The organism is Nocardia implantans, assembly GCF_035544775.1.
In the GTDB taxonomy this organism is placed as follows: Bacteria; Actinomycetota; Actinomycetes; order Mycobacteriales; family Mycobacteriaceae; genus Nocardia; species Nocardia implantans.
Genome location: NZ_JAYKYQ010000003.1, coordinates 224,266 through 249,283 on the forward strand (window position 1 = coordinate 224,266; position 25,018 = coordinate 249,283).

Sequence of the window (25,018 nt, forward strand, 5' to 3'; positions counted from 1 at the left end):
GGTCGTCTCCCTCGTTCGCGACTACTCGGTGACCAGCTCGGCGGGCATGTCGATGCCGTAGAGCTGGGATGCGTTGCGCCACAGCAGCTTCTCGCGCTGCTGGGCGGTGAGCGTGGACGGCAGCCCGTCGATGTCGCCGCAATGCCAGTGCGGATAACTGGAGCCGAACAGCACCATGTCCTCCTTGCCGGTGAAACCGAGCCACTCGGAGGCGAATGCGGTGTCGCCGGGCCCGTCGAGGCTGCCGTGGACGAAGAACACGTGACCGGGCAGGTACTCGCTCGGCATCCGTGGCGCCCACGGCGTCTGCTCCAGGTGCGGTCTGCCGAAGGTGTCCATCCGCCAGGAGAACGGGGTGAGCAGGTCGGCGGCGCCGTCGGCCCAGACGAACCGCAGGCGCGGCAGCCGCTCGAACACGCCCTCGGCGATCATGTTCATCAGGTGGTAGACGTAGTTCAGCGCCATGAACCCGAGGTACTGCTCATAGGTCCTGGTGTGCCCGGACGGCGTGGGCGGGAAGCCGATGCTCTCGCCGGTCTCGATGTGCGCGGCCACCGGCAGCCCGGCCTCGGCCGCCGCCTCCCACAGCGGCCAGAACTGCGGCTTGCCGTAGAGCTCTCGCGACTGCAACGGGACACCGACCTGGACGACCCGGGGATGTTGCGCCCACTTGCGGATCTCGCGCAGCGCGCCCTGGATGTCCTCCGGATTCACCCGAATGGTGCCGCGGCACCTGGACGCGTACGCGCCGGAATCCAGCCAGCGCGACACCATCATCTCGTTGTGCGCGGCCAGCACCGCCGTGGTCAGATGCCGGTCCGGCAGGATGCCCCTGGTCATGGGATGCAGAATCGCGACGTCGACGCCACGCATTCCGAACAGCTGCTCGCCGACGACATCCGGGTCCGACGCCGGATACCCGCGGTCGGGCCCGCGCGTCCCCTTGGCGTACTCCCCGCCGGGGGCGCCGTACCAATCCATCTCGGCGTCCGGAATGCCACGGCTCTTGAACGGCTCGCGCAGGAAGCCGCGCATGTCGTCGTTCGAGGCGAAGAAGATGTGCACGCCGGCGTCGATGACGGGTGTGCTCGTGCCGTCGGAAAGCGTTCTCATGCAATGTCTCCCGGAAACGATCAATCGATCCGCGCGATGTCGGGGCGCTCGGTCACCGGCGCCGCCAATCGCTGTTCGTCGCAGATCCGCTGCAATTTCGCCAAGGTCTGCTCCAGCCCGGGGCCGAGGCGCGGTCCCGGAGTGAAGGTGGCGGGCAGCTGCCGCATGCCCTGGATGACGCCGATGGTCTCGTAGTGCACGGTCCCCTCGGGATCGCAGCGGTAGTCGGGCATCCGGTCGAGTACGGCCGTGAGCATGGACTTGAACACCGTGCGCGCGACGTTCGACCCGATGCAGCGATGCACGCCGAGCCCGAAGCTGAAGTGGCGATTGCCCCTGCGGTCCAGGACGACCTCGTTCGGATCGGGAAAGATCGCCGGATCCCGGTTGGCCATCGCCCAGGACAGCCACAGGCGCTCACCCTCGCGGAATCGGGTGTCCTCGACGACGAAATCGGCGGCGATGGTGCGCCCGTCGCCCGGGGCGGGCGTGAAGTAGCGCAGGAACTCCTCGGTGGCCGAGTCGAGCAGGGTGTCGCGCTCCCGGCTGAGCAGATCACGCTGGTCGGGGTGCTCCGAGAGCCACTCCAGGGCGTGCGCGGTGAGCGCGGTGGTGGTGTCGAATCCGCCGCCGATGATCAGGCCGAGCATGCCGAGCAGTTCGAGATCCGGCGCGGGTGCGCCGTCGATGCGCAACTCGGTCAGCGCGTGCACCAGTCCGGGCCGTGGGTTCTGCTTGATCTCGGCCAGGTTGGTCAGGAGATCGATGCCCATCGCCCGGTGCATCTCGGCCACGCGCGCCGCGTCGGGGGAGTCCTCCGGCGTGTACACCGAGGCGTGCACCGGCTCGCTGTAGACCGACCACTGCCGCAACGGGATGCCGAGCATGGCCAGGGTCAGCACGGCCGGGACGACGTTGGCGAGGTCGTCGACGAAATCTATGCGGCCGCTCTCGATCTTCTCGTCCAGCGCGGCGCGCACGATCTCGGCGATGACCGGCTCCCAGCGCCGGACCGCCGCGGGGGAGAGGTAGGGGTTGAGCACCTGACGGTAGAGGCGGTGCTCGGGATCGTCCATCTCGAGCATCCCCCCGCGCACCACCTGCGCGCGCCGGGCGGGCGGAATCGATATTCCCTGATAGCCCTTGCGTTCTCCGTGCAGATCGTGGTCGTTGGAGACGTGCGGGCAGCGGGCGAGTTCGAACACCGCGTTGCCGCCGCTGGCCACCCAGTGACCGTCGTAGGTGTCGCTCCAGGCGATCGGGCACTTCGCGTGCAGTTCCTCGGTGATCTCCTGGAACCGGTGGCGGTATTCCGGCGTGTGCCGGTCGAAGTGATACCGGTTCTTCTTGCGGTCCTCGTCGGCGACCACGTCGTCAATGCTCACAATGGTGTTCCTCTGCTGCTCACGGGATCCGGTGTGCCCGCACGGCGACTGGAGCACGCTTCGTTCCTTCGCGGCCGCCGCGGGTCCGGCGCGTCGATCGGATGCGGTGGTCGCGCCACCTCAGGTAGCCGGTGTGCAGCCGCAGGCCGGTGACGTATCCGGCCTGCGGCTGCGTCCCGGTCCGCGTGCGGCGATGAACGCGACCCCGTCCCCTCGGCACGTCCCACAGCTGAACCTTCCGTTCTCTTCGGCGGCCGCCCGGTGACGACGGATCGCGCGTCGGCCGGACCGCAGCTGGCGCGGTGCGCCGGAAACGGCATGCGGTCCGTCTGCCGGGAACTTGCCGAGGTCGGCGCGGCCGGGCTGATGCCGGGCGCACACTCGGCCAAGTGAGCTCGCCCGTCGTCTCACCTACAAGAATAATACTTGCTTCAAATGAGAACGGTACTCTACGCAAAGTTGGACCGCAAGGTGGGCTCTGACCGGCGTGACTCGCTCCCTGTGGCCGTGGATAACGGCTGCTTCCCGGGCGGATCGGATCCCTGTGGAAGCTTCCGGGCGATTGAAGCGGCACTACTCTCTTGGCGGAAGTGCAAAAACATCTCGTGCGGGCAGGATTGCCACATCTTTGTTTTGAGAATAACATTCTTCTCAGATGTAAATGAAAGTCTCCTGCTTCCACGCGCCCGTCGCGTTCGGCTCGGCCGAGTGGAACCGGCACGGCGCAGGCCAACTTCCGTTCACGCGAGAGGAATCCGCGCAGTGGCTTCGCAGCAGCAACGATCCGAGCCTGCGCCGGACGCCGAGGTCGACGTCGTGGTCCTCGGCAGCGGCGCCGCCGGCCTGACCGCGGCGCTCACCGCGGCGGTGCACGGTGCGTCGGTGGCGGTCTTGGAGAAGGCGGCGACCGTCGGAGGGACCAGCGCGGTGTCGGGCGGCATCGCGTGGATTCCCGCCCACGACCGCTGCGCCGACGGGCCGCTGAGCGTGGCCGACGCGCTGAGCTACCTGCACGCCCAGTCGCTGGACTCGATGGACGACGAACTGGTCGAGGTCTTCGTGCGCACCGGCGCCGCGATGGTCGACTTCGTCGAGGCGCACAGCGGTGTGCGCTTCGAGATCGCCGAAGGATTTCCCGACTACAAGCCGGAACTGCCCGGCGGCAGGCCGGGCGGCGGCCGGTCGCTGAGCCCGGCCGCCTTCGATCCGGGCCGCCTCGGGGTGTGGCGCGACCGCATCACCTCCTTCCCCGCGGACTGGAGCAACGTCGGATTCGACGCCGAGACCAGGGCCAGGCTGCACGCGGCCGCCGGTGCCGAATCGGCCGATCTCTGCGTGGCCGGAACCGCCCTCGTCGCCGGCTTGCTCGCGGGCGTGCTCGACGCCGGAGTGGTGCCGCGCACCGGGACGAGGGCCACCGAGCTGATCGCCGCGAACGGCGCCGTCACCGGAGTCAGGATCGCCACGGCCGCCGGTGAATCCACGGTGCGGGCGCGCAACGGTGTCATCCTGGCGACCGGCGGGTTCGAGTGGGATCCGCAGCTGGTGCGGTCCTATCTGCGCGGCCCGATGCGCGGCGCGGTGTCCCCGCCGAACAACACCGGAGACGGGCTGCGCATGGCCATGGCGCACGGCGCGGAACTCGGCACGATGAGCGAGGCCTGGTGGGTGCCGATCGTGCGGATTCCGGGCGACACCATCGACGGCAAGCCGCGCAGCCGCAGCGTGCGCCTGGAGCGGACGCGCCCGCGCAGCATCATGGTCAACCGGGCCGGCAAGCGGTTCGTCAACGAGGCCTCGGAGTACAACTCCATGGCGGGCGCCTTCCACTATCTCGATCCAAGGGGCGGCTACGTCAACGATCCGGGCTGGATCGTCTTCGATGCCGTCCATTTGCGGCGGTACGGCTTCCTCGGTGTCGCACCCGGCGATCCGGTGCCCGAATGGTTCTGCGAATCACCGGATCTGGCCGCGCTCGGCGCGAAGACCGGCATCGATCCGGCCGGTCTCGCCGCGACCGTCGCCGCGTGGAACCGCGCGGTCGCCGACGAGATCGATCCCGAGTTCGGGCGTGGCTCGAGCGCCTACGACGGGTGGTGGGGTGACGAGCGCGCCGCCACCGTCGCCGGTCGCACGCTCGGCCCGATCGACACCGCTCCGTACTACGCGGTGCCGGTCACCGTCGGGGCGATGGGCACGAAAGGCGGCCCGCGCACCGACCGGGACGGGCGCGTGCGGCACGTCGGCGGGGCGGTCGTTCCCGGGCTGTTCGCCGCGGGCAACGCGATGGCCGGCGTGACCGGCCGAGCCTACGGCGGCGCGGGCGGAACCATCGGCCCCGCGATGGTGTGGGGCTTCCGGGCCGGATACGCCGCTGCTACCGGCAAATCGGCCGAGATCTGAGCACGGAGGTAACGAGTTGCCGGAATTCGAGAGCATCTGGAGCGATCTGCAAGGCGTCCCCTTCACCCAGGGATACCTGGACGCCGGCGGCGTCCGAACCCGCTACCTGCACGCGGGGGATCCGGCCGACCCGGCTCTGGTTCTGCTGCACGGGTCAGGTGGGCATGCCGAAGCCTATGTGCGCAATCTGGAGTCGCACGCCGCGCACTTCTCCACCTGGGCGATCGACATGCTGGGACACGGCTACACCGACAAGCCGGGGCATCCGCTGGAGATCGCGCACTACGTCGAGCACGTCATCGGTTTCCTCGACGCCGTGGGCGTGCGCCGCGCCCGCCTCAGCGGGGAATCGCTGGGCGGCTGGGTGGCCGCCCGCCTTGCGATCGATCATCCGGATCGCGTCGACCGCTTGGTGCTCAACACCGCCGGCGGATCGCAGGCGGATCCGGAGGTGATGCGGCGCATCGTCACGCTGTCGATGGCGGCCGCCGCCGATCCCACCTGGGAGACGGTGCGGGCCAGGATTAAGTGGCTGATGGCCGACAAGTCGAAGGACTACGACGATGTGGTGGCCAGCAGGCAGCGCATCTACCGGCAACCCGGCTTCGTCGCCGCCATGCGCGACATCATGGCGTTGCAGGATCCGCAGATCCGGCGGCGAAACCTGTTGGGGCCGCAGGACTACGGCAGGATCACCGCGCCGACCCTCGTGCTGTGGACCAGTGACGACCCCACCGCCGACGTCGGCGAGGGCAGGCGGATCGCGTCGATGATCCCCGGCGCGCGCTTCGAGGTTCTGCCGGACTGCGGGCACTGGCCGCAGTACGAGGACGCCAAAGCCTTCGACGCCCTGCACCTCGACTTCCTGCTGGGCGGCTGACCGTGTCCGAACACCGTGACTCCGCCGCGCCGGGCGCCACCGACGTCGACGTGCTCGTCGTCGGCGCGGGCCCGGTGGGTCTCACGCTGGCGAACATGCTCGGCATGTACGGGGTGCGCACCCTGGTGGTCGAGGAACGTCCGACCCTCATCGACTACCCGCGCGGCGTGGGCCTGGACGACGAATCACTGCGGACGTTCCAGGCGATCGGGCTGGTCGATCGCATCCTGCCGCACACCACCCCGAACCAGATCATGCGTTTCGTCGACGCGCGGCGCAGGCTGCTGGCCGAGATCGCGCCCACCGACGAGCAATTCGGCTGGCCGAAACGCAATGGATTCGTCCAGCCGCTGGTCGACGCCGAACTGCTCGCGGGACTGGACCGGTATCCGCAGGTGGAGGTGGCCTGGGGGACAGCTATGACCTCCTGCGCCGACTCCGGCGATCGGGTGACGGCGGCACTCGACGGCGGCGCCGGGCCGTCCACCGTGACCGCCCGGTACGTGGTGGGTTGCGACGGCGGGCGCAGCGCGACGCGCCGGGAGATGGGCGTCTCCTTCGACGGCACCACCTCGCCGACCCGCTGGCTGGTGGTCGACCTCGCCTCGGATCCGCTGGGCCACCCCAATATCGAGGTCGCCGCCGATCCGGCCCGGCCGAACGTGTCGGTATCGATCGCGCACGGAATCCGGCGCTTCGAGTTCATGATCCACGACGACGAGCCCGACGAACTGGCCGAGGACCCGGCCTTCGTGGCGAAGATGGTGGCGCCGTTCGTGCCGTATCCCGAGCGGCTGGAGGTCATCCGGCGCCGGGTCTACACCCATCATTCCCGCATCGCGGGCGCTTTCCGGCGCGGGCGGCTGCTACTGGCTGGCGACGCCGCGCATTTGATGCCGGTGTGGCAGGGGCAGGGCTACAACAGCGGCATCAGGGACGCGGCGAACCTCGGCTGGAAACTCGCCGCGGTCGTCCGGGGGCAGGCGGGCGAAGCCCTGCTCGACAGCTACGACTCCGAACGGCGCAAGCACGCCAGGGCCATGATCGATCTGTCGACGCTGGTCGGCCGGGTGATCTCGCCGACCGATCGCAAGGTCGCGGCGGCGCGTGACGCGCTGGTGCGCGCGGCGGCCGCGATTGCGCCGGTTCGAAAGTACGTGCTGGGCATGCGGTTCAAGCCGATGCCGCGCTACGAGCGCGGGGCGGTGGTGCACGACTGGTCCCGGTCGCCGAAGTCGGCGGTCGGCACGCTGTTCGTGCAGCCGCGGGTGGATACCAGGGAACGCGCCGACGTCCTGCTCGACGAGGTGCTCGGGCCGTGGTTCGCCGTGCTGTGCTGGAACAACCGCCCTCGCGCCGTCCTCGGTGCGACGGCGTTCGATCGGTGGAAATCTCTGGACGCCAGATTCTTCGAACTCCGTCCCTCCGCACAGATGCACTGGACCGGCCACGACGACCCCGACGTCGTCGTGATCGGCGACCGCACCGGCGCGCTGAAACGCTGGTTCGACGCCCAGCGCGACTCGGTGCTGTTCCTGCGGCCCGATCGCTGCGTCGCGGGCGCGTCCATCGCGCAATCGGCGCCGGGACTGAGCGCGGACCTGCTCGACACCCTCTATTCGCCGCAGGGAGGAAACGATGCCGCTGGCCGTGTGCTGCGTCTCGCACAGCCCCCTTCTTGATCTTCCCGGACCCGATCCGGAGCTGCTCGCGGACATCGAGTCGGCGCTCGACGAGGCGGCGCGGTTCGTGCGGGCCTTCGATCCCGAAGTGGTCGTGGTGTTCGCGCCCGACCACTACAACGGGTTCTTCTACAAGCTCATGCCGCCGTTCTGCATCGCAGCGGCGGCTGCCGGGGTCGGTGACTACGGCACGCACGCCGGGCCGCTCGACGTGCCGACCGTACTGGCGACCGAACTCGCCGAGGCGGTTCTCGCGGCCGGTGTCGATGTCGCCGTCTCGCTGGCGATGGACGTCGATCACGGGACGGTGCAGCCGTTGCAGCGGTTGCTCGGGTCAGCGACGGCGCGCCCGGTGGTTCCGATCTTCGTCAATTCGGTAGCCGTTCCGCTCGGCCCGCTGCGCCGCGCCAGGGCGCTGGGCGCGGCCGTCGGCGGTCACTTGTCGACCCTGGGCAAGCGGGTGCTGATGATCGGTTCCGGCGGGTTGTCCCACGACCCGCCGGTGCCGGCCTTGGCCACGGCCACCGGGCCCGTGCGGGAGCGGATCGTGCACGGCGGGCGCATGACCGCCGAGCAGCGAAACGCGCGGCAGCAGAGGGTGATCGAAGCGGCGCGCGAGTTCGCCGCCGGGCGCGGCGGGCTCCAGCCGCTCAATCCCGAATGGGATCGGCGGTTCCTGCGAATGCTCGACGACGGACGGCTCGAGGAGTTCGACGACTGGACCAACGCGCGGATCACCGCCGCGGCGGGCAACTCCGCGCACGAGGTGCGCACCTGGGTCGCCGCGTTCGCGGCGCTCGCGGGGCAGGGCCCGTACCGGACCACGGTGCGCTACTACCGGTCCGCGCCCGCTCTGATCGCCGGATTCGCCGTGCGCGCCGCCGTCGCGGACCAGGACAACGATTCGACCGCCAGGAGGCGAGCGTGACATCCGAACCGATCGGCGTGCCCTCCGGGGCAGGCGATGTCGACCATACCGTCGACGTTCTGGTCGTCGGCTCCGGCGGCGGCGGGCTGACCGCCGCCCTCGCCGCCGAGGCCGCAGGACTGTCGGTCCTCGTGGTCGAGAAAGCGGCCCACTACGGCGGCTCCACCGCGCTGTCGGGCGGCGGCATCTGGGTGCCCGGCGCTCCGGCGCAGAAGCGCGACGGCTACGCGCCGGATCCGGAGGGCGTGGTCGAGTACCTGCGCGCGATCACCGAGGGCTTGGTCGGCGACGCGCGCCTGCGGGCCTACGTCGCGACGGCGCCGCGGATGATGGAATTCCTCGAGCAACGCAGCGCCTGGCTGCGCTTCGTGTGGAAGCCGGGTTACGCCGACTACTACCCGGAACTGCCCGGTGGTTCGGCGCAGGGCAGCACCATCAACGTGCCGCCGATCGACCTGCGCAGACTCGGCGACGAAGAGCAGAACCTGCTGCGTCCGCTGGCCCTGGCCCCGAAGGGGATCTGGCTGGGACCCAAGGATTTACGACTGTTCTACCAGGTACGTCAATCCTGGCGCGGCAAGGCCGTGCTGGTGAAGCTGGTGTGGCGGATGTTCCGCGCCAGGGTGTTCGGCGACCGGATCGCCGCCATCGGTCAGTCGCTGGTGGCCCGGCTGCGCCTCGCCCTGCGCGAGCGCGACATTCCGCTGTGGCTGAACGCGCCGATGACCTCCTTGCTCACCGGAGCCGACGGCGCCGTGGTCGGCGCGGTGGTGGAGCGCGACGGACAGCCGCTGCGCATCAGGGCCGAGCGCGGCGTGATCCTGGCGACCGGCGGCTTCGACCACGACATGGCCTGGCGCAAGGAACATCAGCCGGTCGTCGAGCAGGACTGGAGTTTCGGCAACCCGGCGTCCATGGGCGACGGCATCCGCGCCGGACAGCAGGTCGGCGCGGCCACCGACCTGCTGGACGAGGCGTGGTGGTTCCCCGCCATCCACTGGCCCGACGGACGCCTGCAATTCATGCTCAACGAGCGCATGATGCCGGCCCAGTTCATCGTCAACGGCGCGGGCGAGCGGTACATCAACGAGGCCGCGCCGTACATGGATTTCGGTCACGCGATGATCGAGGGACAGAAATCGGGGATCACGCACATCCCGAGCTGGCTGATCACCGACGAGCGCTCCTGGCGGCGGTACGTCGTCGCCGGACATCTACCGCTGCCGAAGATCCCGTTCGCCCCGGTGCCGACCGGGCGGAAGATCCCGCGGGCCTGGCTGGACTCGGGTGTCGTCGTGGCCGCGAACTCGTGGACGGAACTGGCGGCGAAGATCGGCGTGCCCGAGGACCGGCTGCGCGCCACCGCGAAGCGCTTCGACGAACTCGCGCGCACCGGCCACGACGACGACTTCCAGCGCGGCGACAGCGTGTACGACAACTACTACGGCGATCCCACGCTGCCCAACCCCAACCTGCGTCCGCTGGGCAAGCCGCCGTACTACGCGTTCCGGATCATCCTCGGCGATCTGGGCACCTCCGGCGGCCTGCGCACCGACGAGCACGCCAGGGTGCTCCGGTCCGACGGCACCGTCATCGGTGGTCTGTACGCCGTGGGCAACACCTCCGCGGCGCTCATGGGCCGCAGCTACGCCGGAGCGGGCGCGACGATCGGGCCCGCGATGACGTTCGGCTACATCGCGGTCGAGCACCTGGCCGCGAGTGCCGCGGCGGCGGCGCAGCACACCGAACCGGCCCGCACCGGCTCGACGTTCGATTCCATCGGAGGAAGTAAATGAAGATATCCCTGTTCTACGAATTCGCGCTGCCGCGGCCGTGGGTCCCCGACGACGAGCGACTGCTGTTCCAGGAGGGTCTGGCGGAGGTGGAGGCCGCCGACAAGGCCGGGTTCTCCACCGTCTGGCTGACCGAGCACCATTTCCTCGAGGAGTACTGCCATTCGACGGCGCCGGAGATCTTCCTCGCCGCCGCCAGCCAGCGGACCGAGAACATCCGGCTCGGTTTCGGCGTCATGCACCTGCCTCCGGCGATCAATCATCCCGCGCGCGTCGCCGAACGTGTCGCCACCCTCGACCTCATCTCCGACGGGCGCGTGGAATTCGGCACCGGTGAGTCGTCGTCGGTGGGCGAACTCGGCGGGTTCGGCATCGATCCGGCCGACAAGCGCGCGCAGTGGGAAGAGGCGCTGGAGGTGTCCATCCGCTGCATGATCGAGGAGCCGTTCACCGGTTTCCAAGGCCAACACATCCAGATGCCCGCGCGCAACGTGATACCCAAGCCGCACCAGCGCGCGCATCCCCCGGTGTGGGTGGCGTGTACCCGGCCTTCGTCGGTTCAGATGGCGGCGCGGCTGGGCGCGGGCGCGTTGAGCTTCGCCTACACGGGCCCGGGTCCGCTGGCGGATCGGGTGCGCGGGTACTACCAGGAATTCGCGGACAAGGCCGAGCCCTGGCTGCCGGTGCTCAATCCGAACATCCTGGCCATCGGCGGCGACCTGTCGATGATGGTCGCGCCCACCGACGAACAGGCTTTGCAGCGCCTCGGGCTCGGCGGCGGATTCTTCTCCTTCGGGATCATGCACTACTACATGACCGGCCAGCACACCCCGGGCCGCACCGGCGTGTGGGAGCGCTACCTCGAGGCCGTCAAGGAGGACGAGACGCTGGCCTACGGTCCGGGTCGCGGCGCCATCGGATCGCCGGGCACCGTGCGCGAATTCCTGCGCGGCTACGAGGAAAGCGGCGTCGACGAGATCATTCTGCTGCTGAATCCGCGCAGCCACGAGGCGACCATGGAGTCGATCGAACTGATGGGCGAGCAGGTGCTGCCGGAGTTCATCGAGCGCGACGAGAAGGCGGTCGCCGCGAAGGCTCGGCGGCTCGAGCCGGTCATCGAGAAGGTCCAGGCGCGGCGCAAGCCGTTGCCCTCGCTCGCGTTCGACGAGAACTACGCGTTCGGCGGCCTGCCAACGGGCCGGGGCGGCAGCTTCACCGCGAGCGAGATTCCCGAAGCGATGGCCGAGATCAACGAGGGCCGGGTGCAGGCCGCGCAGCGCGCCAAGGAAGAAGCGCAGTGATCCCCGGCCCGTGCGGTCGCGCCGCGCGCCGCGACCGCACGAGCGGAGTCGGACGAGATGAGACGGACCAGATGCCCGAAGTCGGACGAGCCGATGAGCTGTGGCGTTACGACGGCAAACGGGTCGTGGTGACCGGTTGCTCCTCCGGGATCGGCGCCTACGTGGCCCGCCAGGTCACCGAACTCGGCGGGCGGGTGGCCGGGCTCGATCTGGTGGAGCCCGCCGCCGATGTCGCGGAGTTCCACCGGGTGGACATGGCCGACGCCGCGTCGATCGACCGGGCCGTCGCCGCCCTCGGCGGACCCGTCGACGCGCTGTTCAACGTCGCGGGCGTCTCCTCGGGCATCGGCGACCCGATCCGCGTGGTCACGATCAATTTCCTCGGCCTGCGGCAGTTCACCGCTGCGCTCGCGCGCACGATGCGGCCCGGCGCCACGATCGCCAGCGTGTCCTCGCTGGCGGCGGCCGGATATCTCGAGCACCGCGAACAAGTCGGCGGCCTGCTGGACACCGCGGACATGGCGGCCGGAATCGCCTGGTGCGAGGCGCATCCCGACGCCGTGGCCGACGGCGGATACCGGCTGTCGAAGGAAGCGATCATCTACTACACGATGCGCAACGCCGTCGCACTCGGTGCGCGCGGCATCCGGATCAACTGCACCGGTCCCGGCGTCACGCGGACACCCATCCTGGAGCAACTGCGCTCGGCGTACGGCCCGGACTATCTCGACACCATCCCCAAGCCGCTGGGCCGGGTCGCCGAACCGGCCGAACAGGCGGCCGCCTTGCTGTTCCTCAACAGCCGGGCGGCGAGTTACGTGACCGGCCAGGTGCTGTGGGTCGACGGCGGGAACGTGGGCGCCCGCATCGCCGGCGTGGCCCGGTCATGACCGGTGGAAGACCGGCGATCAGCGTGAAAGGACAGGCATCGTGGCCACTTTGACGGAATTCCGGCGCGTCGCCGACGGTGTGCGGAATTGGGGCCGCTGGGGCGCGGCCGACGAACTCGGCACGCTCAACTTCATCACCCCGGACAAGGTCGCCCACGCGGCGAGTCTCGTGCGGCACGGACGGGTGTTCCCGCTCGGCGTCGACTTCGGCTCGTCCGGACCGCAAGGGGCGTTCAAGTTCCGGCACAACCCGGTCCACGTGATGACCGTGGACGGCGGTGACGCGCGCACTTTGACCGAGTACGGCCCGAAGTGGCTGCGCAACAGTGTCGGACGCGAACTCAGCGCGTTCTTCGAGGACAACCCGTTCCGCTTCAACGACGACCTGATCATCATGCCGTTGCAGGCGGCGACCCAGTGGGACGCGCTGTCGCACGTCTACTACGACGACCACCTGTACAACGGCTTTCCGGCGAGTTCGGTCACCAGCCTCGGCGCGTACCACTGCGGGATCGACAAGGTCGACGGCAAAGGCATCACGACCCGCGCCGTGCTGCTGGATCTGGTGCGTCACCGACGCGCCGACACGTTCCTCGCGGCGGGTGACCCGATCACTCCCGGCGAGCTGGACGAGGTCGCCGCGGCGCAGGGAGTCGACGTCGGCCGCGGCGACATCGTGCTGATCCGCACCGGGTGGTGGGCCCGCTTCCTGGAGGCGGGCGACGGCACGGAACCGTACTCGGGCCTGGACTGGCGCTGCGCCACCTGGCTGCACGAACGTGAGGTCGCCGCCGTCGCGGCGGACAACCTCATGGTCGAGGACCCGGTGTCCGGGGTGGACGGCACCTTCCTGCCGCTGCACATGCTGTGCCTGCGGGACATGGGCCTGATGCTCGGCGAGTACTGGGATCTCACCGCGCTCGCGGCCGACTGCGCCGCGGACGGCGTCTACGAATTCCAGTTGGTCGCACCGCCTTTGCGCGTGGTCGGCGCCGTCGGATCGCCCGTCAACCCGATCGCCATCAAGTAGGGACACACAGGAAAGCACGAGGTTCCGGTCATGACCGCAGGCACGAGAAGTGCGACCGCCACCGAGGTGGCCGGCGACGGGCGGCCGTTCGTCGTCGGCATCGGCGGCACGTTGCGGGCGGGCTCGTCGACGGAGCAAGCGCTGCGGCACTGCCTTGCGGCGGTGCGGCGTCACGGCGGACGCACCGCGCTGTTCTGCGGCGAGGAGATCAACCTGCCGATGTACAACCCGCACGACCCGGCCCGCACCGAGAAGGCGGTCGCGCTGGTCGAGGCGCTGCGCCGCGCGGACGCGGTGATCATCGGCTCGCCCGGATACCACGGCGGCGTCTCCGGCCTGGTGAAGAACGCCCTCGACTACATCGAGGACCTGCGCGGGGACGCGACGGTGTACCTGGACAACAAACCGTGGGGCTGCATCACCTGCGCCTACGGCTGGCAGGCTGCCGTGGGAACGCTCGGCCAGCTGCGGGTGATCGGCCACGCGTTGCGCGCGTGGCCCACCCCGCTCGGCGTCGCGATCAATTCCGCCGAGCCGATCTGGGATGCCGACGGCACGCTGACCGACGAGGCCGTCAGCGCCCAGCTCGAGCTGCTCGCCACGCAGGTGCTCACCTTCGCTCCGGCCGGCGGGGCGCGCGCATGACCGCCGCGCCCAGGACGACCGGCCGGACGAGGGTGGCCGAGGCGACGGCCGCCCTGCGGGCCGGGCGGATGATCCTGGTGCTCGGGGAGACGAGCGACGGGTGCCGGGGCGATCTGGTGATGGCCGCGCAGCGCGTGACGGCCGAAGCGGTCAATGCCATGGCGAGCCTCGGATGCGGGCTCATCCACGTCTCGATGCGCGCGGCGGCCCTCGATGCCCTCGGGATACCCCCGGCCGACCCCGCCGCCACCGGCCCGGATCGCGATCTGTTCCGCGTGTCGGTGCGACTGGCGGGCGCCGAGGCCGACGGTGTGCGGGCCTCCCGCCGCGCGCAGACGGTTCGCGCACTGGCCGACCCGGCCAGCACACCGAGCACGTTCGCCCGGCCCGGACACGTCTTCCCGCTCGGCTGCGCCGCCGGTGGCGTGCTGTCGGTACCCGCCTGCCCGGAGGCCGCGGTGGACTTGGCCGAGCTGGCCGGAATGGCGCCTGTCGGGGTGCTGTGCGAAGTCTGCGGGGCCGACGGCGAACAGGCCGGGCGCTCGCAGCTGCTCGCGCTCGGTCGCGACCACGGGCTGCCCGTGGTGTCCATCGACGATCTGGTCGCCTATCGCAAGCGTGAGCTGTGCCGGGTGCGTCGGCGAGGCGTCGCGCGCATTCCGCTGCCGATGGGGGAGTTCCGTGCGGTCGGCTTCACCGACGGGCTGGACCGCGCGCACGTCGCGTTCGTCCACGGTGATCCGGCCGCGGACGTCGCGCCGCTGGTGCGCCTGCATTTCGAATGCCTGGCCGGTGACGTCTTCGGTTCCCGGCGCTGCCGGTGCCGGGGCGCGCTGGATCGTGCGCTGGATCGGATCGCGCGCGACGGCAGCGGCGTGCTGGTCTACATCCGCGCGCGCACCACCGCCGTACGCGACACACTGCGCGCCTGCCGGGCCGACGGGGAAAGCGGTAGCGCCGAAGCGCAGCGTCACAGCGACCTGCAATCGGCATTCGACATCCTCGACGCGCTCGCCGTGCGTGAGATCCGATTGCTGTGCGACGCGGGGGAGGCCGCTGTCGAGCCGGAGCGCGCGCGCATCGTCGCGCGAATCCCGTTGACCCACAGCGCTCGTCACCCAGACGCGGAAACGCTCGTGACGCCGCGCGCGGGTGACCGGATCGGGAGCCTCCCGTGATCGCGCAGCGCAGAACCGTCGTGGTGGACGGCTCCAGCACCGCGTATCTCGAGGCGGGAACCGGCGAACCGGTCGTGCTGCTGCACGGCGGCGAATTCGGCGCCAGCGCGGAACTGGGCTGGGAGTACACCATCGACGCGCTCGCCCGCCGCTATCGGGTGCTGGCGCCGGACATGCTCGGCTTCGGCGAGTCGGCGAAGGTGATCGACTTCAACGACGGACGCGGCCTGCGTATCCGGCACATCGCACGCTTCCTCGCGACGCTCGGCATCGAGTCGGCGCATTTCGTCGGCAATTCCATGGGGGCGATCAACCTGCTCGTCGACGCGACGTCCACCGCGCCGAAGCTGCCGATGCGCAGCCTGGTCGCGATCTGCGGCGGCGGTGCGATCCAGCGCAACGAGCACATGCGAGCGCTCTACGACTACGACGCCACGTTCTCCGGAATGCGCGCCGTCGTCCGGGCGCTCTTCCACGCGGAGTCCTACCCCGCCGACGACGGCTACGTGCGGCGGCGCTACGAATCGAGCATCGCCCCCGGAGCGTGGGAGGCATTGGCGGCGGCGCGTTTTCGCCGTCCCGGCGCCGAGGCGCCGCCCGCCCCGTCGAACGAGCGGGCTTACGAGCGCATTCGCGTGCCCTGCCTCGTCGTCGAAGGCGCACGCGACAAGCTGCTGCCCGCGGGGTGGGCCGCGGCGATCGCGGCTCGCGTCCCGCACGGACGATCCGCCGTCGTACCGGACGCCGGGCACTGTCCACAGATCGAGCAACCGGACGTCGTCAACGACCTGCTGCTGGCGTTCCTCGGCGGGCAGGCGGGCCGGGCCCGCGAGTCCGAAGACGCACCGGACCTGCCGGACTCGGCCGGACCGAAACGAAAGGAAATGAAGGCATGACCGACGAATTGGCGGGCAAGGTCGCCATCGTCACCGGCGGAGCGTCGGGGATCGGCAGCGCGACGGTGGCGCGGTTCGTCGCCGAAGGCGCCCGCGTGGTGGTCGCCGACGTGGATCGTGAGCGCGGTGCGGCCTCGGTGGCCTGCTACGGCGCTGCGGCGGTGTTCGAACAGGTCGACGTCGCCGACCCGGCCCAGGTCGAGCGGCTCGTGGACCGGGCGGTGCGGACCTTCGGCGGGTTGGACGTGATGTGCAACAACGCCGGTATCTCCGGCACCATGCACAAGAGCCTGCTGCACGACGACCTCGCCGACTTCCACCGGGTGCTCGGGGTGAACCTGCTGGGGGTCATGGCGGGCACCCGCTTCGCGGCCAGGCATATGGCCGAGCACGGCGGCGGCTCGATCGTCAACGTGTCCTCGGTCGGCGGCATCCAAGCGGGTGGGGGAGTGCAGAGCTACCGGGCGTCCAAGGCGGCGGTGGCGCACTTCACCAAGTCGGCGGCGATCGAACTGGCGCAGTTCGGCATCCGGGTCAACTGCATCGCGCCGGGCAACATCCCGACACCGCTGCTCGCCTCGTCGGCGAGGAAGATGTCCGCCGAGCTCAGCGAGCGGTTCACCAAGGCGGTGCGCGAGTCGATGGAGGCCGATCGCCCGTTGCCGCTCGACGGCACACCCGAGGACGTGGCGGAGGTCGCGGTGTACTTCGGCGGCGACCGGTCGCGGTACGTCACCGGAACCGTGCTGCCGGTGGACGGCGGCACGGTCGCGGGCAAACCGCTGCGACCGCGCAGGAAGCCGGCCGAGCCGTCCGTCGCGGCGGGCCCGCGATGATCCGCCGCACCGGAGTTCTCGTCGTCGGCGCCTCTGCCGCGGGCCTGGCCACCGTGGAAGCGCTGCGCCGGGGCGGGTACCGGGACCCGATCGCACTGCTCGGCGCCGAGCCGCATCTGCCCTACGATCGTCCCCCGCTGTCCAAGCAGATCCTCTCCGGCGCTTGGCGGCCCGAGCGCACCTTGCTGCGCGAGCCGCGCCGACTGGCCGAACTCGATGCCGGCATCGTCCTCGGCACCCGCGCCGTCGCCCTCGACGTCGCCGCCCGCACCGTGCACACCGCGACCGGTTCCGTGGCTGCCGAGCACATCGTGATCGCCACCGGGGCAGTGCCGCGAATGCTGCCCGCGCCGCCCGGATTACGCGGCGTCCATGTGCTGCGCACGCTCGACGACGCGCTCGCGCTGCGCGCGGATCTGGCTGTCCGTTCGCGCGTCGTCGTGGTGGGCGACGGCGTACTGGGCGCGGAAATCGCGGCCACCGCAGGGCAATCCGGCCACGAGGTCACGATGACCGGCCCCCAGCGCGCCCCGATGGCGGCTCAGCTCGGCGATCTCGCCGCGGGCCTGCTCGCCGGCCTGCACACCGGCAACGGCGTCCGCCTGCGGCTCGGCGTCGGCGTCTCCCGCCTCACCGACCGCGGCGGCGAGGTCACCGGCGTCGTCCTGGCGAACGCCGAGACGCTGCCCGCGGATCTGGTCGTGGTCGCGATCGGCGCGGTGCCCGCCACCGACTGGCTCGCAGGCAGCGGGCTCTCGCTCGCCGACGGCGTGGTGTGCGACGCGCGATGCCGTGCCGCCGAGGGCGTCTACGCGGTCGGTGACGTCGCCCGGTGGGAACATCCGGTCCTCGGAAGGACCCTGCGCCTGGAGAACCGTACGAACGCGACCGAGCAAGCAGCGGCGGTGGCCGCCGACATTCTCGGCGCGCGGCGGGCGTATCAGCCGATCCCGTACTTCTGGACCGATCAATTCACCACGAAGATCCAGGTGCACGGCGTCATCACGGCCGGGGCTGTGGCCACGGTCGTCGACGGCGACCCGGACGAAGGACGGTTCGTCGCGCGCTTCGAGCAGGGCGGGGACGTCACCGCGGTGCTGGGCTGGAACATGCCCAAGCAGGCCAGGATGCGGCGGCAGGAGTTGGCGCGAGCGCACGCCCTGCTCGCTTCGCCACCCACCCCCGCTCACTCCCCGTAGAAAGAAGGTCCCCGATGAAAGTGACTGTCGACCAGGTCAAGTGCGTCGCGGCCGGGCACTGCGTCATGCACGCGGCCGACGTGTTCGACCAGCGCGACGAGGACGGCATCGTCGTCCTGCTCGACGCCGACCCGCCGGACGAACTCGCCGATGACGTGCGCCAGGCCGCGGCGGTCTGCCCGGCCATGGCCATCCACATCGAGGAATGAACCGGCGGTTCGCGGTTCTTCCGTCCCGATCACCCCAGGAGTGAACAGTGTCCGAAGCATCGACCGATACGACAGCCTCCGCCACGGAGGTTCCCGACTATCCCATGCCCAGGTCGACCGGATGCCCGTTCGCGCCGCCGCCCGAGGCGTTGCGGCTCGGGCGCGCCAAACCGCTCAACCGGGTCCGGATCTGGGACGGCAGCACGCCCTGGCTGGTCACCGGCTACGCCGAGTTCAAGGCACTGATGTCGGACCCGAGGGTCAGCGTGGACGACCATCGTCCCGGCTTCCCGCACTGGAACGAGGGCATGGCCGCGATCGTGGACAGCAGGCCGAAGTCGCTGTTCACCACCGATGGCGAGGAACACAGCCGGTTCCGGCGGATGCTGACCAAGCCGTTCACCTTCAAGCGGGTGGAAGCGCTGCGGCCGGTCATCCAGCGGATCACCGAGGAGCACATCGACCGGATGCTGGCCGGACCGCGACCGGCCGACCTGGTCGAGGCGCTGGCGCTGCCGGTGCCGACGTTGATGATCAGCGCGATGCTCGGCGTGCCGTACGAGGACCACGAGTTCTTCCAGCGGCACGCGACCGTCAACGTCGACCGGTACGCGACCAAGGAGCAGGCCGCCGAGGGCCGCGCGGGCCTGGCGCGGTATCTGGTCGACTTGGTGAAGAAGAAGCTGGACGATCCCGCCGAGGACGTGGTCTCCGACATCGCCGAGCGGATCCGCGCCGGTGAGATCGATATGAAGGAGGCCGCCCAGTTGGGCACCGGCCTGCTGATCGCGGGGCACGAGACGAGCGCGAACATGATCTCGCTCGGGGCCCTCGCCCTCATGCGCAACCCCGATCAGTTCGCGTTGCTGCGCGATACCGACGATCCGAAGATCGTCGTCAACGCGGTCGAGGAATTGCTGCGGTACCTCAGCATCATTCAGAACGGCCAGCGCCGTGTCGCGGTCGGGGACATCGAGATCGCGGGGGAGACCATCCGGGCCGGGGACGGCCTGATCTTCGACCTCGCGCCGGCGAATTGGGACGAGAAGGTCTGGCAGCAGCCGGACCGGCTGGACCTGCGCAGACCCGCCGCCGCGCACCTCGGGTTCGGTTTCGGTCCGCACCAGTGCGTCGGGCAGCAATTGGCCAGGGCCGAACTGCAGATCGTCTTCCGCACGCTGGTGCGGCGAGTTCCGACGCTGCGCTTGGCGATTCCGTTCGATGAGGTCCAGTTCAAGCACGACCGGCTCGCTTACGGGGTGTACGAGCTGCCGGTGAGCTGGTAGCGCGCATACCGAATCTCTCTGCCGGAACGCTTGTCTGCGAGTTCATCTCCCGGACCGGTGATGCCCGGCTGCGCGCTGGTCTGCTGCGGCGGATCTGGTACCAGCTGGATTCATACCTTCAGTAATCGTGTTACTCTACGGTAGGTCCGCGGCTGTGACATGTCTCATGCCGAACGGCTATTGCGGCCTGGAATACTCCGGCGACGGTGCCGGGTGGAACCTATGGAGAGTTATCGATGCAACGACAGCAGGGGCAGTCTCGATCGAGGTGGGGGCGGTGGGCCGTCCCGGTGGCGGCGGCGCTGGCCGTGGCTTGCGTCACGACGGTGGCGATGGTGGACACGCAGGAGGCGGCCGCCTCTCCGGTCGGTGACTTCTACCTTGCGCCCGCTCAGGTTCCCGCCGAGCGTGGGGCGATCATCAAGACCGGGCCGATGGCTTTGTTCGCGGCTCCGCCCACGGCCGAAGGGTGGCCGGGTAAGGCGCAGCACGTCATGTACACCTCGCGGTTGCAGGACGGGTCGCCGGTCGCGGTGTCGGGGACGTTCATCGATGCCACCGGGCCGTGGCAGGGGCCCGGCCCGCGTCCGACCCTTGTCATCGGTCCGGGAACCTCGGGGCAGGGCGACCGCTGTGCGATGTCGGTGGCCTTCTCGACCGGATTGGCGCTGTTCGACGACCCGTCGCCGGGGTTGTCGGCGAACCAGGAACTGCCTGCCTCGGCGCTGTGGAGCGGGCTGGGCGCGCGGGTGTTGGTGACCGACTACATCGGACTGGGCACGCCGGGTATCCACACCTACGCCAACCGGATCGAGCAAGCCCATGCCGTGCTCGACGGTGTGCGCGCGGCCCACAATCTGGCGGGCGTCGGGCCGGAGACCCCGGTGGTGTTGTGGGGCTACTCGCAAGGCGGCGGCGCGACCGCGGCCGCGGCGGAGATGCAACCGGACTACGCGCCGGAATTGAATCTCAAGGGCGCCTGGGCGGGCGGGCCGGTCGCGGACCTGGCCGCGATCCTGGAACGGATCGACGGCTCGCTCATCAGCGGCGCCATCGGATTCGCCATCAACGGTCTGCTCGCGCGGTACCCCGAACTGCAGAAGGCCGTCGACCGGGTGACCAGTCCCGCCGGGCGCGCGATGCTCGCGGCGCTGAGCGATGAGTGCATCGGTGACATCATCACTCGCCACGCGTTTTTGCGGACCGGTTCGATGACCAACGACGGCCGCTCGCTGACCGAGCACTTGGCCGAGATCCCCGAGGCCGCCCCCGTGCTGGCCGAAATGCGCGTCGGCAATCTGACCCCGAAAACGCCGGTGCTGATCACCAGCGGCTTGAACGACGACACCGTCCCCTACGGCCAGGCTCGCCGGCTCGCCGAAGATTGGTGCGCGAAAGGCGCAACGGTCACCTTCCGTACAAACGACCTGCCGCCGATCCTGCCCGGCGCGACCATCCCGAACCACTTCGGGCCCGAGATGATCGACGGATTCGGCCCCGACAACGCGGTCACCTACCTGCTCGACCGCCTGGCCGACAAACCCGTTTCCGGCTGCGCCATCGACTGAACCTGTCTCCATCGGGAACCGCGCGGGCCCCGCATCCGACCGCCATCGGATACGGGGCCCGTTTTCGTGATCTATATGAGAATGTCAATCTCGCAATCGGAGAAGATAAGTTGCATCAGCAGATTGGCAGATTTACACTGGCAGAACTCCCACAACTCGGTCTTCGGCTGATCTCGTACGCACCACCGAGGACGATGAAGTTCCCGCGAGAGGCGAAACCCTGTGACGACCAGCGCGGCCAGCGACGTCTATTACGACCCGTACGACGTCGAACTCAACTCCGATCCCTATCCGATGTTCAAGCGGCTCCGCGAAGAGATGCCGCTGTACTACAACGAGAAGCACGACTTCTACGCGATCAGCCGCCACGCGGATGTCAACGCGGCGTTGCTGGACCCGGGTACCTACAGTTCGGCGCGCGGCGCGATCATCGAGTTGATCAAGGCGGGCATCGAGATCCCGCCGGGCGTATTGATCTTCGAGGATCCGCCGATCCACGACATCCATCGCGGACTGCTGTCGCGCATGTTCACCCCGCGCAAGATCCGCGCGCTGGAGGACAAGATCCGCGAGTTCTGCGCGCGCAGCCTCGATCCGCATGTCGGCACCGGGCGGCTGGACTTCATCGCCGACATCGGCGCGCAGATGCCGATGCGCACCATCGGCATGCTGCTGGGCATTCCGGAAGAGGACCAGGAGACCATCCGCGACTTCGCGAACGCGCAGATGCGCACCGAGGAGGGCAAGCCGATGAAGGCGGCCTCCGAAGGCATGGTCGGAGGCGACATCTTCGCCGCCTACATCGACTGGCGGGCCGAGCATCCCTCCGACGACATCATGACCGAGCTGCTCAACGTGGAGTTCGAGGACGAGACCGGCACGGTGCGCCGACTGCGCCGGGAGGAATTGCTCACCTACGTGAACGTGGTGTCCGGCGCGGGCAACGAGACCACGACCCGCCTGATCGGCTGGGCGGGCAAGGTTTTGGCCGAGCATCCCGACCAGCGGCGCGAGCTGGTGGAGAATCCGCGGTTGATTCCCAACGCGGTGGAGGAACTGCTGCGATTCGAACCGCCCGCCCCGCACGTGGCGCGGTACGTGACCCGCGATGTCGAGGTGCACGGCCGGACCGTGCCGGAGGGCAGTGCGATGATGATGCTCATCGGGGCGGCCAACCGGGACCATCGCCAGTTCCCGCCGGACGGCGACGTCTTCGACATCCACCGCGACACCCGCCAGCACCTGTCGTTCAGCGTGGGCACGCACTACTGCCTCGGATCGGCGCTGGCTCGCCTCGAGGGGCGGATCGCGCTGGAGGAGATTCTCGCCCGATTCCCCGAATGGGAGGTGGATTCGGCCGCGGCGAGACTCTCGCCCACCTCCACCGTGCGCGGCTGGGAAACGATGCCCGCGTTCACCTCGTAGACAGGATGCCTCGCCGCCAGGCCGCCGGCGTCCCGGCCGCGCCGCACACCGCCGAGGCCAACCGACGGATGTCGAGCGACCGCTCCCGTACCGGCCCGACCGCCGCCACCTGTGATCATCACTCGGCAGAAGTGGCGGCAGGCAACGGTTCTCACGAATCGGCGCTGCGTGCGGCGCTCCACCGTTTCCGCACGACGGCGGTGATCCGGCGTTGTCCGGAGCCGGATGTGGCTGCGCCGTAGGTGCCGAGCAGTATCAGGGCGCAGCCGAACAACTGCAGCGCCGTGGGCCGCTCGTCGAGCACGACAGCGGCCAGGACGAGCGCGCCGATCGGCGTCAGCATGAGCATGGCCGCGCTCACCGTGCTGCTCAGCTGGGCGGTGGCCAGCGCGATCAGCAGCCAGCCGCCGATCTGACCGCACACCGCGGTCAGGGTCAGCCAGCCCAGCGCCGCCCAACCGGGCGTGAACGTGACGCCCGGCCACAGCGCACCCACGGCGGCCGCCGACAGCAGCGCCAGCCGGTAGGACTGGACCACTTGCCCGCTGTGCCCGCTGTGGCGCAGGAGGTAGAGGAACCCCGAGTAGCACAACGCGGCGAGGACGGCGTGGATCGTTCCCTGTACCGGCGCGCTGCCGGAGGCCCCGGTCTCGAAGACGCCACCAGTGAGCAGGATGCCCGCCACCAGGATCGGCGACACGACGAGGAACGCGCCGCGGATCGGCTCGCGATCGATGAGCAGCGCCAGCAGCGGAACGATGACGACCTGCGCGTTCACCAGCACCGCCGTCAACCCGGCGCCGACCTCGTAGATCGCTTGCGTCCACAACAGCGCGTCCGCGGCGAACAGCGCACCGGCCGTCACCGCGACCGCGGCCTGCCGCCGCGACAGCGCACCCTCTCGTCGGCGTTCACCACGGGCCGACGGCCACAGCAACGGCAAGGCGAGCGCACAACGGAAGAACGTGGCGGTAGCCGGTGCGGCGCCCGACAGCCCGATGAAGATCCCCGAGGTGGCGACGCCGAGCGCGCCCACGGCCATCGCCGACCGTGGCCGCGCCCGGGCCGCGTGGGACACCGCTCCCAGAATGCGCTGCGGCAGCGAAGTATCGGGCATCGGCCGACGCTACAACCGGCGAATCCGGGAAGCACGCGAATATCTCCGCCGGGCCAGGACCGAGTCACCGCTTCGGATACGGCACGGTGTCGTGCTGAGATTCGGTGTGAATCCTTTGTCGACGGCCGGTCCTCTCATAGCTGTGCCGACAACCGGGTCGGCACGCAATCGAGGAGGTCGTTGTGATCATTGCCGCCATCGCTGTCGCCGCCGTACTGGTCGGCTGGTGCAGCGTGACTCTGCTGCGCCGCCGGAGCCGCTCCCGTGACTGACCTGACCTGGCCCGACGAGCAATTGGTGAGCGCGGCGCGGGAAGGCGACGCCGCGGCGATCACCACACTGGTATCGGGCTCCTACCCGCATGTGCGCCGCTTCGCCCATACCCTGTGCGCCTCCGCCGAGGACGCGGAGGACGCCGCGCAGGAGGCGCTGATCATCCTCTACCGCAAGATCGGGACCTTGCGGGCCTCCGGCGCGCTGGCGTCCTGGATGTTCCGCATCGTCCGCAACGAGTGCCTGCGGCAGTGGCGCATGATGACCCGGCAGCACGAACCGATACCGGAGGGGGCCGTGGCTTCCGCGGAGGAAGAGGCGGTGCGGCGGCTGGAAGCAGGCCGGGTGGCTGCGGTGATCGCCGCGTTGCCCGCCGACCAGCGGCGGGTGCTGATCATGCGCGACGTGCAGGGCTACAGCGGCCGCATGGTCGCGGGCATGCTCGGGCTCAGCGTCGCGGCGATGAAGTCACGGCTGCACCGCGCCCGGGCGACGGTGCAGCAGGAGCTACGGGCCACACCGTGGTCGGCTCAGGAGAGGAGCGAACGAAATGCCTGACGAGCGGAGTTTCGCCAGCGCCTCCGTGCCCCGGCATCTGGCGCGCGGTGTCGCGGGCTTCGGCGCACTCATCGGCGCGGTCGCCTTGTTGCCGGTATTCGGGGCGTTCAGCTTGCTGCTCGCACCGGTCGGTCTGCTCGCCTTGCGCGGATGCCCGACCTGCTGGGTGATCGGCTTGATCCAGACCGTGTCGCGGGGACGGTTGCGGCGTACGTGCGCCGACGGGCAGTGCCGATTGACCAGTGCCGGGCACGATCCGGCCGAGCACGTGACCAGCCTTCGCGCACCCGGCTCGGCGTTGCCGCTCTCGACTCATGGCGCCGGTGGCCGGTCGCCGTGCGATGTGTCGCCGCCGGACGGAGGCAGCCGTCGAGCGTCGTGACAGGGCCACGCGGTCATCGAGCTGCGGGTCGGTCCTCGCGC

At 69.8% G+C, this 25,018-nt stretch carries 22 protein-coding genes; 19 read left to right on the forward strand and 3 right to left on the reverse strand.

The genetic code is table 11. The annotated features are described in order from the left end of the window. Positions 1-21 precede the first annotated feature (21 nt). Positions 22-1,113, reverse strand: coding sequence for an amidohydrolase family protein (locus U3653_RS08910; protein WP_195079141.1), 1,092 nt, complete (start codon positions 1,111-1,113; stop codon positions 22-24). Positions 1,114-1,133: 20 nt separating this feature from the next. After that, positions 1,134-2,498: a cytochrome P450 gene (locus tag U3653_RS08915; protein WP_195079142.1), complete on the reverse strand. Its 1,365-nt coding sequence runs from the start codon at positions 2,496-2,498 to the stop codon at positions 1,134-1,136. Positions 2,499-3,260: 762 nt separating this feature from the next. On the opposite strand from U3653_RS08915, the gene U3653_RS08920 reads away from it, so the two are divergent. From U3653_RS08920 to U3653_RS09000, 17 genes are all read left to right on the forward strand, one after another. Continuing rightward, positions 3,261-4,901, forward strand: coding sequence for an FAD-dependent oxidoreductase (locus U3653_RS08920; protein ID WP_323124080.1), 1,641 nt, complete (start codon positions 3,261-3,263; stop codon positions 4,899-4,901). A gap of 16 nt (positions 4,902-4,917) precedes the next feature. After that, positions 4,918-5,781 carry an alpha/beta fold hydrolase gene (locus U3653_RS08925; protein WP_195079144.1) on the forward strand — a complete coding sequence of 288 codons (864 nt, stop codon included), beginning with the start codon at positions 4,918-4,920 and terminating at the stop codon, positions 5,779-5,781. Continuing rightward, the gene (locus U3653_RS08930; protein ID WP_435406556.1) at positions 5,778-7,463 is read left to right on the forward strand and encodes a bifunctional 3-(3-hydroxy-phenyl)propionate/3-hydroxycinnamic acid hydroxylase; all 1,686 of its coding nucleotides are present in this window, start codon (positions 5,778-5,780) and stop codon (positions 7,461-7,463) included. Before U3653_RS08925 ends, U3653_RS08930 begins: the two co-directional genes overlap by 4 nt. Further along, a complete protein-coding gene (locus U3653_RS08935) occupies positions 7,420-8,391 on the forward strand; it encodes a 3-carboxyethylcatechol 2,3-dioxygenase (RefSeq protein WP_195079146.1) in 972 nt (323 codons plus the stop codon). Before U3653_RS08930 ends, U3653_RS08935 begins: the two co-directional genes overlap by 44 nt. Beyond that, complete coding sequence (locus U3653_RS08940; protein WP_323124079.1) at positions 8,388-10,187, forward strand: FAD-binding protein; 1,800 nt, start codon at positions 8,388-8,390, stop codon at positions 10,185-10,187. Before U3653_RS08935 ends, U3653_RS08940 begins: the two co-directional genes overlap by 4 nt. Beyond that, a complete protein-coding gene (locus U3653_RS08945; RefSeq protein WP_195079147.1) occupies positions 10,184-11,485 on the forward strand; it encodes an LLM class flavin-dependent oxidoreductase in 1,302 nt (433 codons plus the stop codon). Before U3653_RS08940 ends, U3653_RS08945 begins: the two co-directional genes overlap by 4 nt. 71 nt (positions 11,486-11,556) lie before the next feature. Continuing rightward, positions 11,557-12,375, forward strand: coding sequence for a coniferyl-alcohol dehydrogenase (locus U3653_RS08950; RefSeq protein ID WP_195079148.1), 819 nt, complete (start codon positions 11,557-11,559; stop codon positions 12,373-12,375). A 40-nt stretch (positions 12,376-12,415) separates the two neighbouring features. Continuing rightward, on the forward strand, positions 12,416-13,405 hold the full coding sequence (locus U3653_RS08955; RefSeq protein ID WP_195079149.1) for a cyclase family protein: 990 nt from the start codon (positions 12,416-12,418) through the stop codon (positions 13,403-13,405). A gap of 30 nt (positions 13,406-13,435) precedes the next feature. Further along, the gene (locus tag U3653_RS08960) at positions 13,436-14,050 is read left to right on the forward strand and encodes an NADPH-dependent FMN reductase (RefSeq protein ID WP_195079150.1); all 615 of its coding nucleotides are present in this window, start codon (positions 13,436-13,438) and stop codon (positions 14,048-14,050) included. Beyond that, positions 14,047-15,228, forward strand: a complete 1,182-nt coding sequence (locus tag U3653_RS08965; RefSeq protein WP_195079151.1) for a 3,4-dihydroxy-2-butanone-4-phosphate synthase — start codon at positions 14,047-14,049, stop codon at positions 15,226-15,228. The genes U3653_RS08960 and U3653_RS08965 overlap by 4 nt, the downstream gene beginning before the upstream one ends. Then, on the forward strand, positions 15,225-16,124 hold the full coding sequence (locus U3653_RS08970) for an alpha/beta fold hydrolase (protein WP_397070296.1): 900 nt from the start codon (positions 15,225-15,227) through the stop codon (positions 16,122-16,124). Before U3653_RS08965 ends, U3653_RS08970 begins: the two co-directional genes overlap by 4 nt. Next, entirely contained in the window at positions 16,121-16,960 is an 840-nt protein-coding gene (locus tag U3653_RS08975) for an SDR family NAD(P)-dependent oxidoreductase (protein ID WP_195079152.1), read from the forward strand. The genes U3653_RS08970 and U3653_RS08975 overlap by 4 nt, the downstream gene beginning before the upstream one ends. Then, positions 16,957-18,159 (forward strand): NAD(P)/FAD-dependent oxidoreductase, encoded by a 1,203-nt coding sequence (locus U3653_RS08980; RefSeq protein ID WP_195079153.1) that lies wholly within the window; start codon positions 16,957-16,959, stop codon positions 18,157-18,159. Before U3653_RS08975 ends, U3653_RS08980 begins: the two co-directional genes overlap by 4 nt. A gap of 14 nt (positions 18,160-18,173) precedes the next feature. Then, a complete protein-coding gene (locus tag U3653_RS08985) occupies positions 18,174-18,368 on the forward strand; it encodes a ferredoxin (protein WP_195079154.1) in 195 nt (64 codons plus the stop codon). 104 nt (positions 18,369-18,472) lie between these two features. Then, positions 18,473-19,654, forward strand: coding sequence for a cytochrome P450 (locus U3653_RS08990; RefSeq protein ID WP_195079438.1), 1,182 nt, complete (start codon positions 18,473-18,475; stop codon positions 19,652-19,654). A 236-nt stretch (positions 19,655-19,890) separates the two neighbouring features. After that, on the forward strand, positions 19,891-21,222 hold the full coding sequence (locus tag U3653_RS08995) for a lipase family protein (RefSeq protein ID WP_195079155.1): 1,332 nt from the start codon (positions 19,891-19,893) through the stop codon (positions 21,220-21,222). A 222-nt stretch (positions 21,223-21,444) separates the two neighbouring features. Further along, positions 21,445-22,647, forward strand: coding sequence for a cytochrome P450 (locus U3653_RS09000; protein WP_195079156.1), 1,203 nt, complete (start codon positions 21,445-21,447; stop codon positions 22,645-22,647). Positions 22,648-22,798: 151 nt separating this feature from the next. Here the strand turns inward: U3653_RS09000 and U3653_RS09005 are convergent, their stop codons facing one another. Continuing rightward, positions 22,799-23,764, reverse strand: a complete 966-nt coding sequence (locus U3653_RS09005) for a DMT family transporter (RefSeq protein WP_323124078.1) — start codon at positions 23,762-23,764, stop codon at positions 22,799-22,801. Between the two features lie 264 nt (positions 23,765-24,028). On the opposite strand from U3653_RS09005, the gene U3653_RS09010 reads away from it, so the two are divergent. Together U3653_RS09010 and U3653_RS09015 are read left to right on the forward strand one after the other, a co-directional pair. Continuing rightward, positions 24,029-24,595: an RNA polymerase sigma factor gene (locus tag U3653_RS09010; protein WP_195079157.1), complete on the forward strand. Its 567-nt coding sequence runs from the start codon at positions 24,029-24,031 to the stop codon at positions 24,593-24,595. Further along, positions 24,588-24,977 (forward strand): hypothetical protein, encoded by a 390-nt coding sequence (locus U3653_RS09015; protein ID WP_195079158.1) that lies wholly within the window; start codon positions 24,588-24,590, stop codon positions 24,975-24,977. The genes U3653_RS09010 and U3653_RS09015 overlap by 8 nt, the downstream gene beginning before the upstream one ends. Positions 24,978-25,018: the final 41 nt, after the last annotated feature.

Excerpts from the sequence above, each read along its gene's own strand:
- U3653_RS08935 (WP_195079146.1), top strand. The coding sequence starts at position 7,420 with ATGCCGCTGGCCGTGTGCTGCGTCTCGCACAGCCCCCTTCTTGATCTT.
- U3653_RS08965 (WP_195079151.1), top strand. The coding sequence starts at position 14,047 with ATGACCGCCGCGCCCAGGACGACCGGCCGGACGAGGGTGGCCGAGGCG.
- U3653_RS08950 (WP_195079148.1), top strand. The coding sequence starts at position 11,557 with ATGCCCGAAGTCGGACGAGCCGATGAGCTGTGGCGTTACGACGGCAAA.
- U3653_RS08990 (WP_195079438.1), top strand. The coding sequence starts at position 18,473 with ATGCCCAGGTCGACCGGATGCCCGTTCGCGCCGCCGCCCGAGGCGTTG.
- U3653_RS08960 (WP_195079150.1), top strand. The coding sequence starts at position 13,436 with ATGACCGCAGGCACGAGAAGTGCGACCGCCACCGAGGTGGCCGGCGAC.
- U3653_RS08945 (WP_195079147.1), top strand. The coding sequence starts at position 10,184 with ATGAAGATATCCCTGTTCTACGAATTCGCGCTGCCGCGGCCGTGGGTC.
- U3653_RS08975 (WP_195079152.1), top strand. The coding sequence starts at position 16,121 with ATGACCGACGAATTGGCGGGCAAGGTCGCCATCGTCACCGGCGGAGCG.
- U3653_RS08980 (WP_195079153.1), top strand. The coding sequence starts at position 16,957 with ATGATCCGCCGCACCGGAGTTCTCGTCGTCGGCGCCTCTGCCGCGGGC.
- U3653_RS08995 (WP_195079155.1), top strand. The coding sequence starts at position 19,891 with ATGCAACGACAGCAGGGGCAGTCTCGATCGAGGTGGGGGCGGTGGGCC.
- U3653_RS09015 (WP_195079158.1), top strand. The coding sequence starts at position 24,588 with ATGCCTGACGAGCGGAGTTTCGCCAGCGCCTCCGTGCCCCGGCATCTG.
- U3653_RS08985 (WP_195079154.1), top strand. The coding sequence starts at position 18,174 with ATGAAAGTGACTGTCGACCAGGTCAAGTGCGTCGCGGCCGGGCACTGC.
- U3653_RS08910 (WP_195079141.1), bottom strand. The coding sequence starts at position 1,113 with ATGAGAACGCTTTCCGACGGCACGAGCACACCCGTCATCGACGCCGGC.
- U3653_RS09005 (WP_323124078.1), bottom strand. The coding sequence starts at position 23,764 with ATGCCCGATACTTCGCTGCCGCAGCGCATTCTGGGAGCGGTGTCCCAC.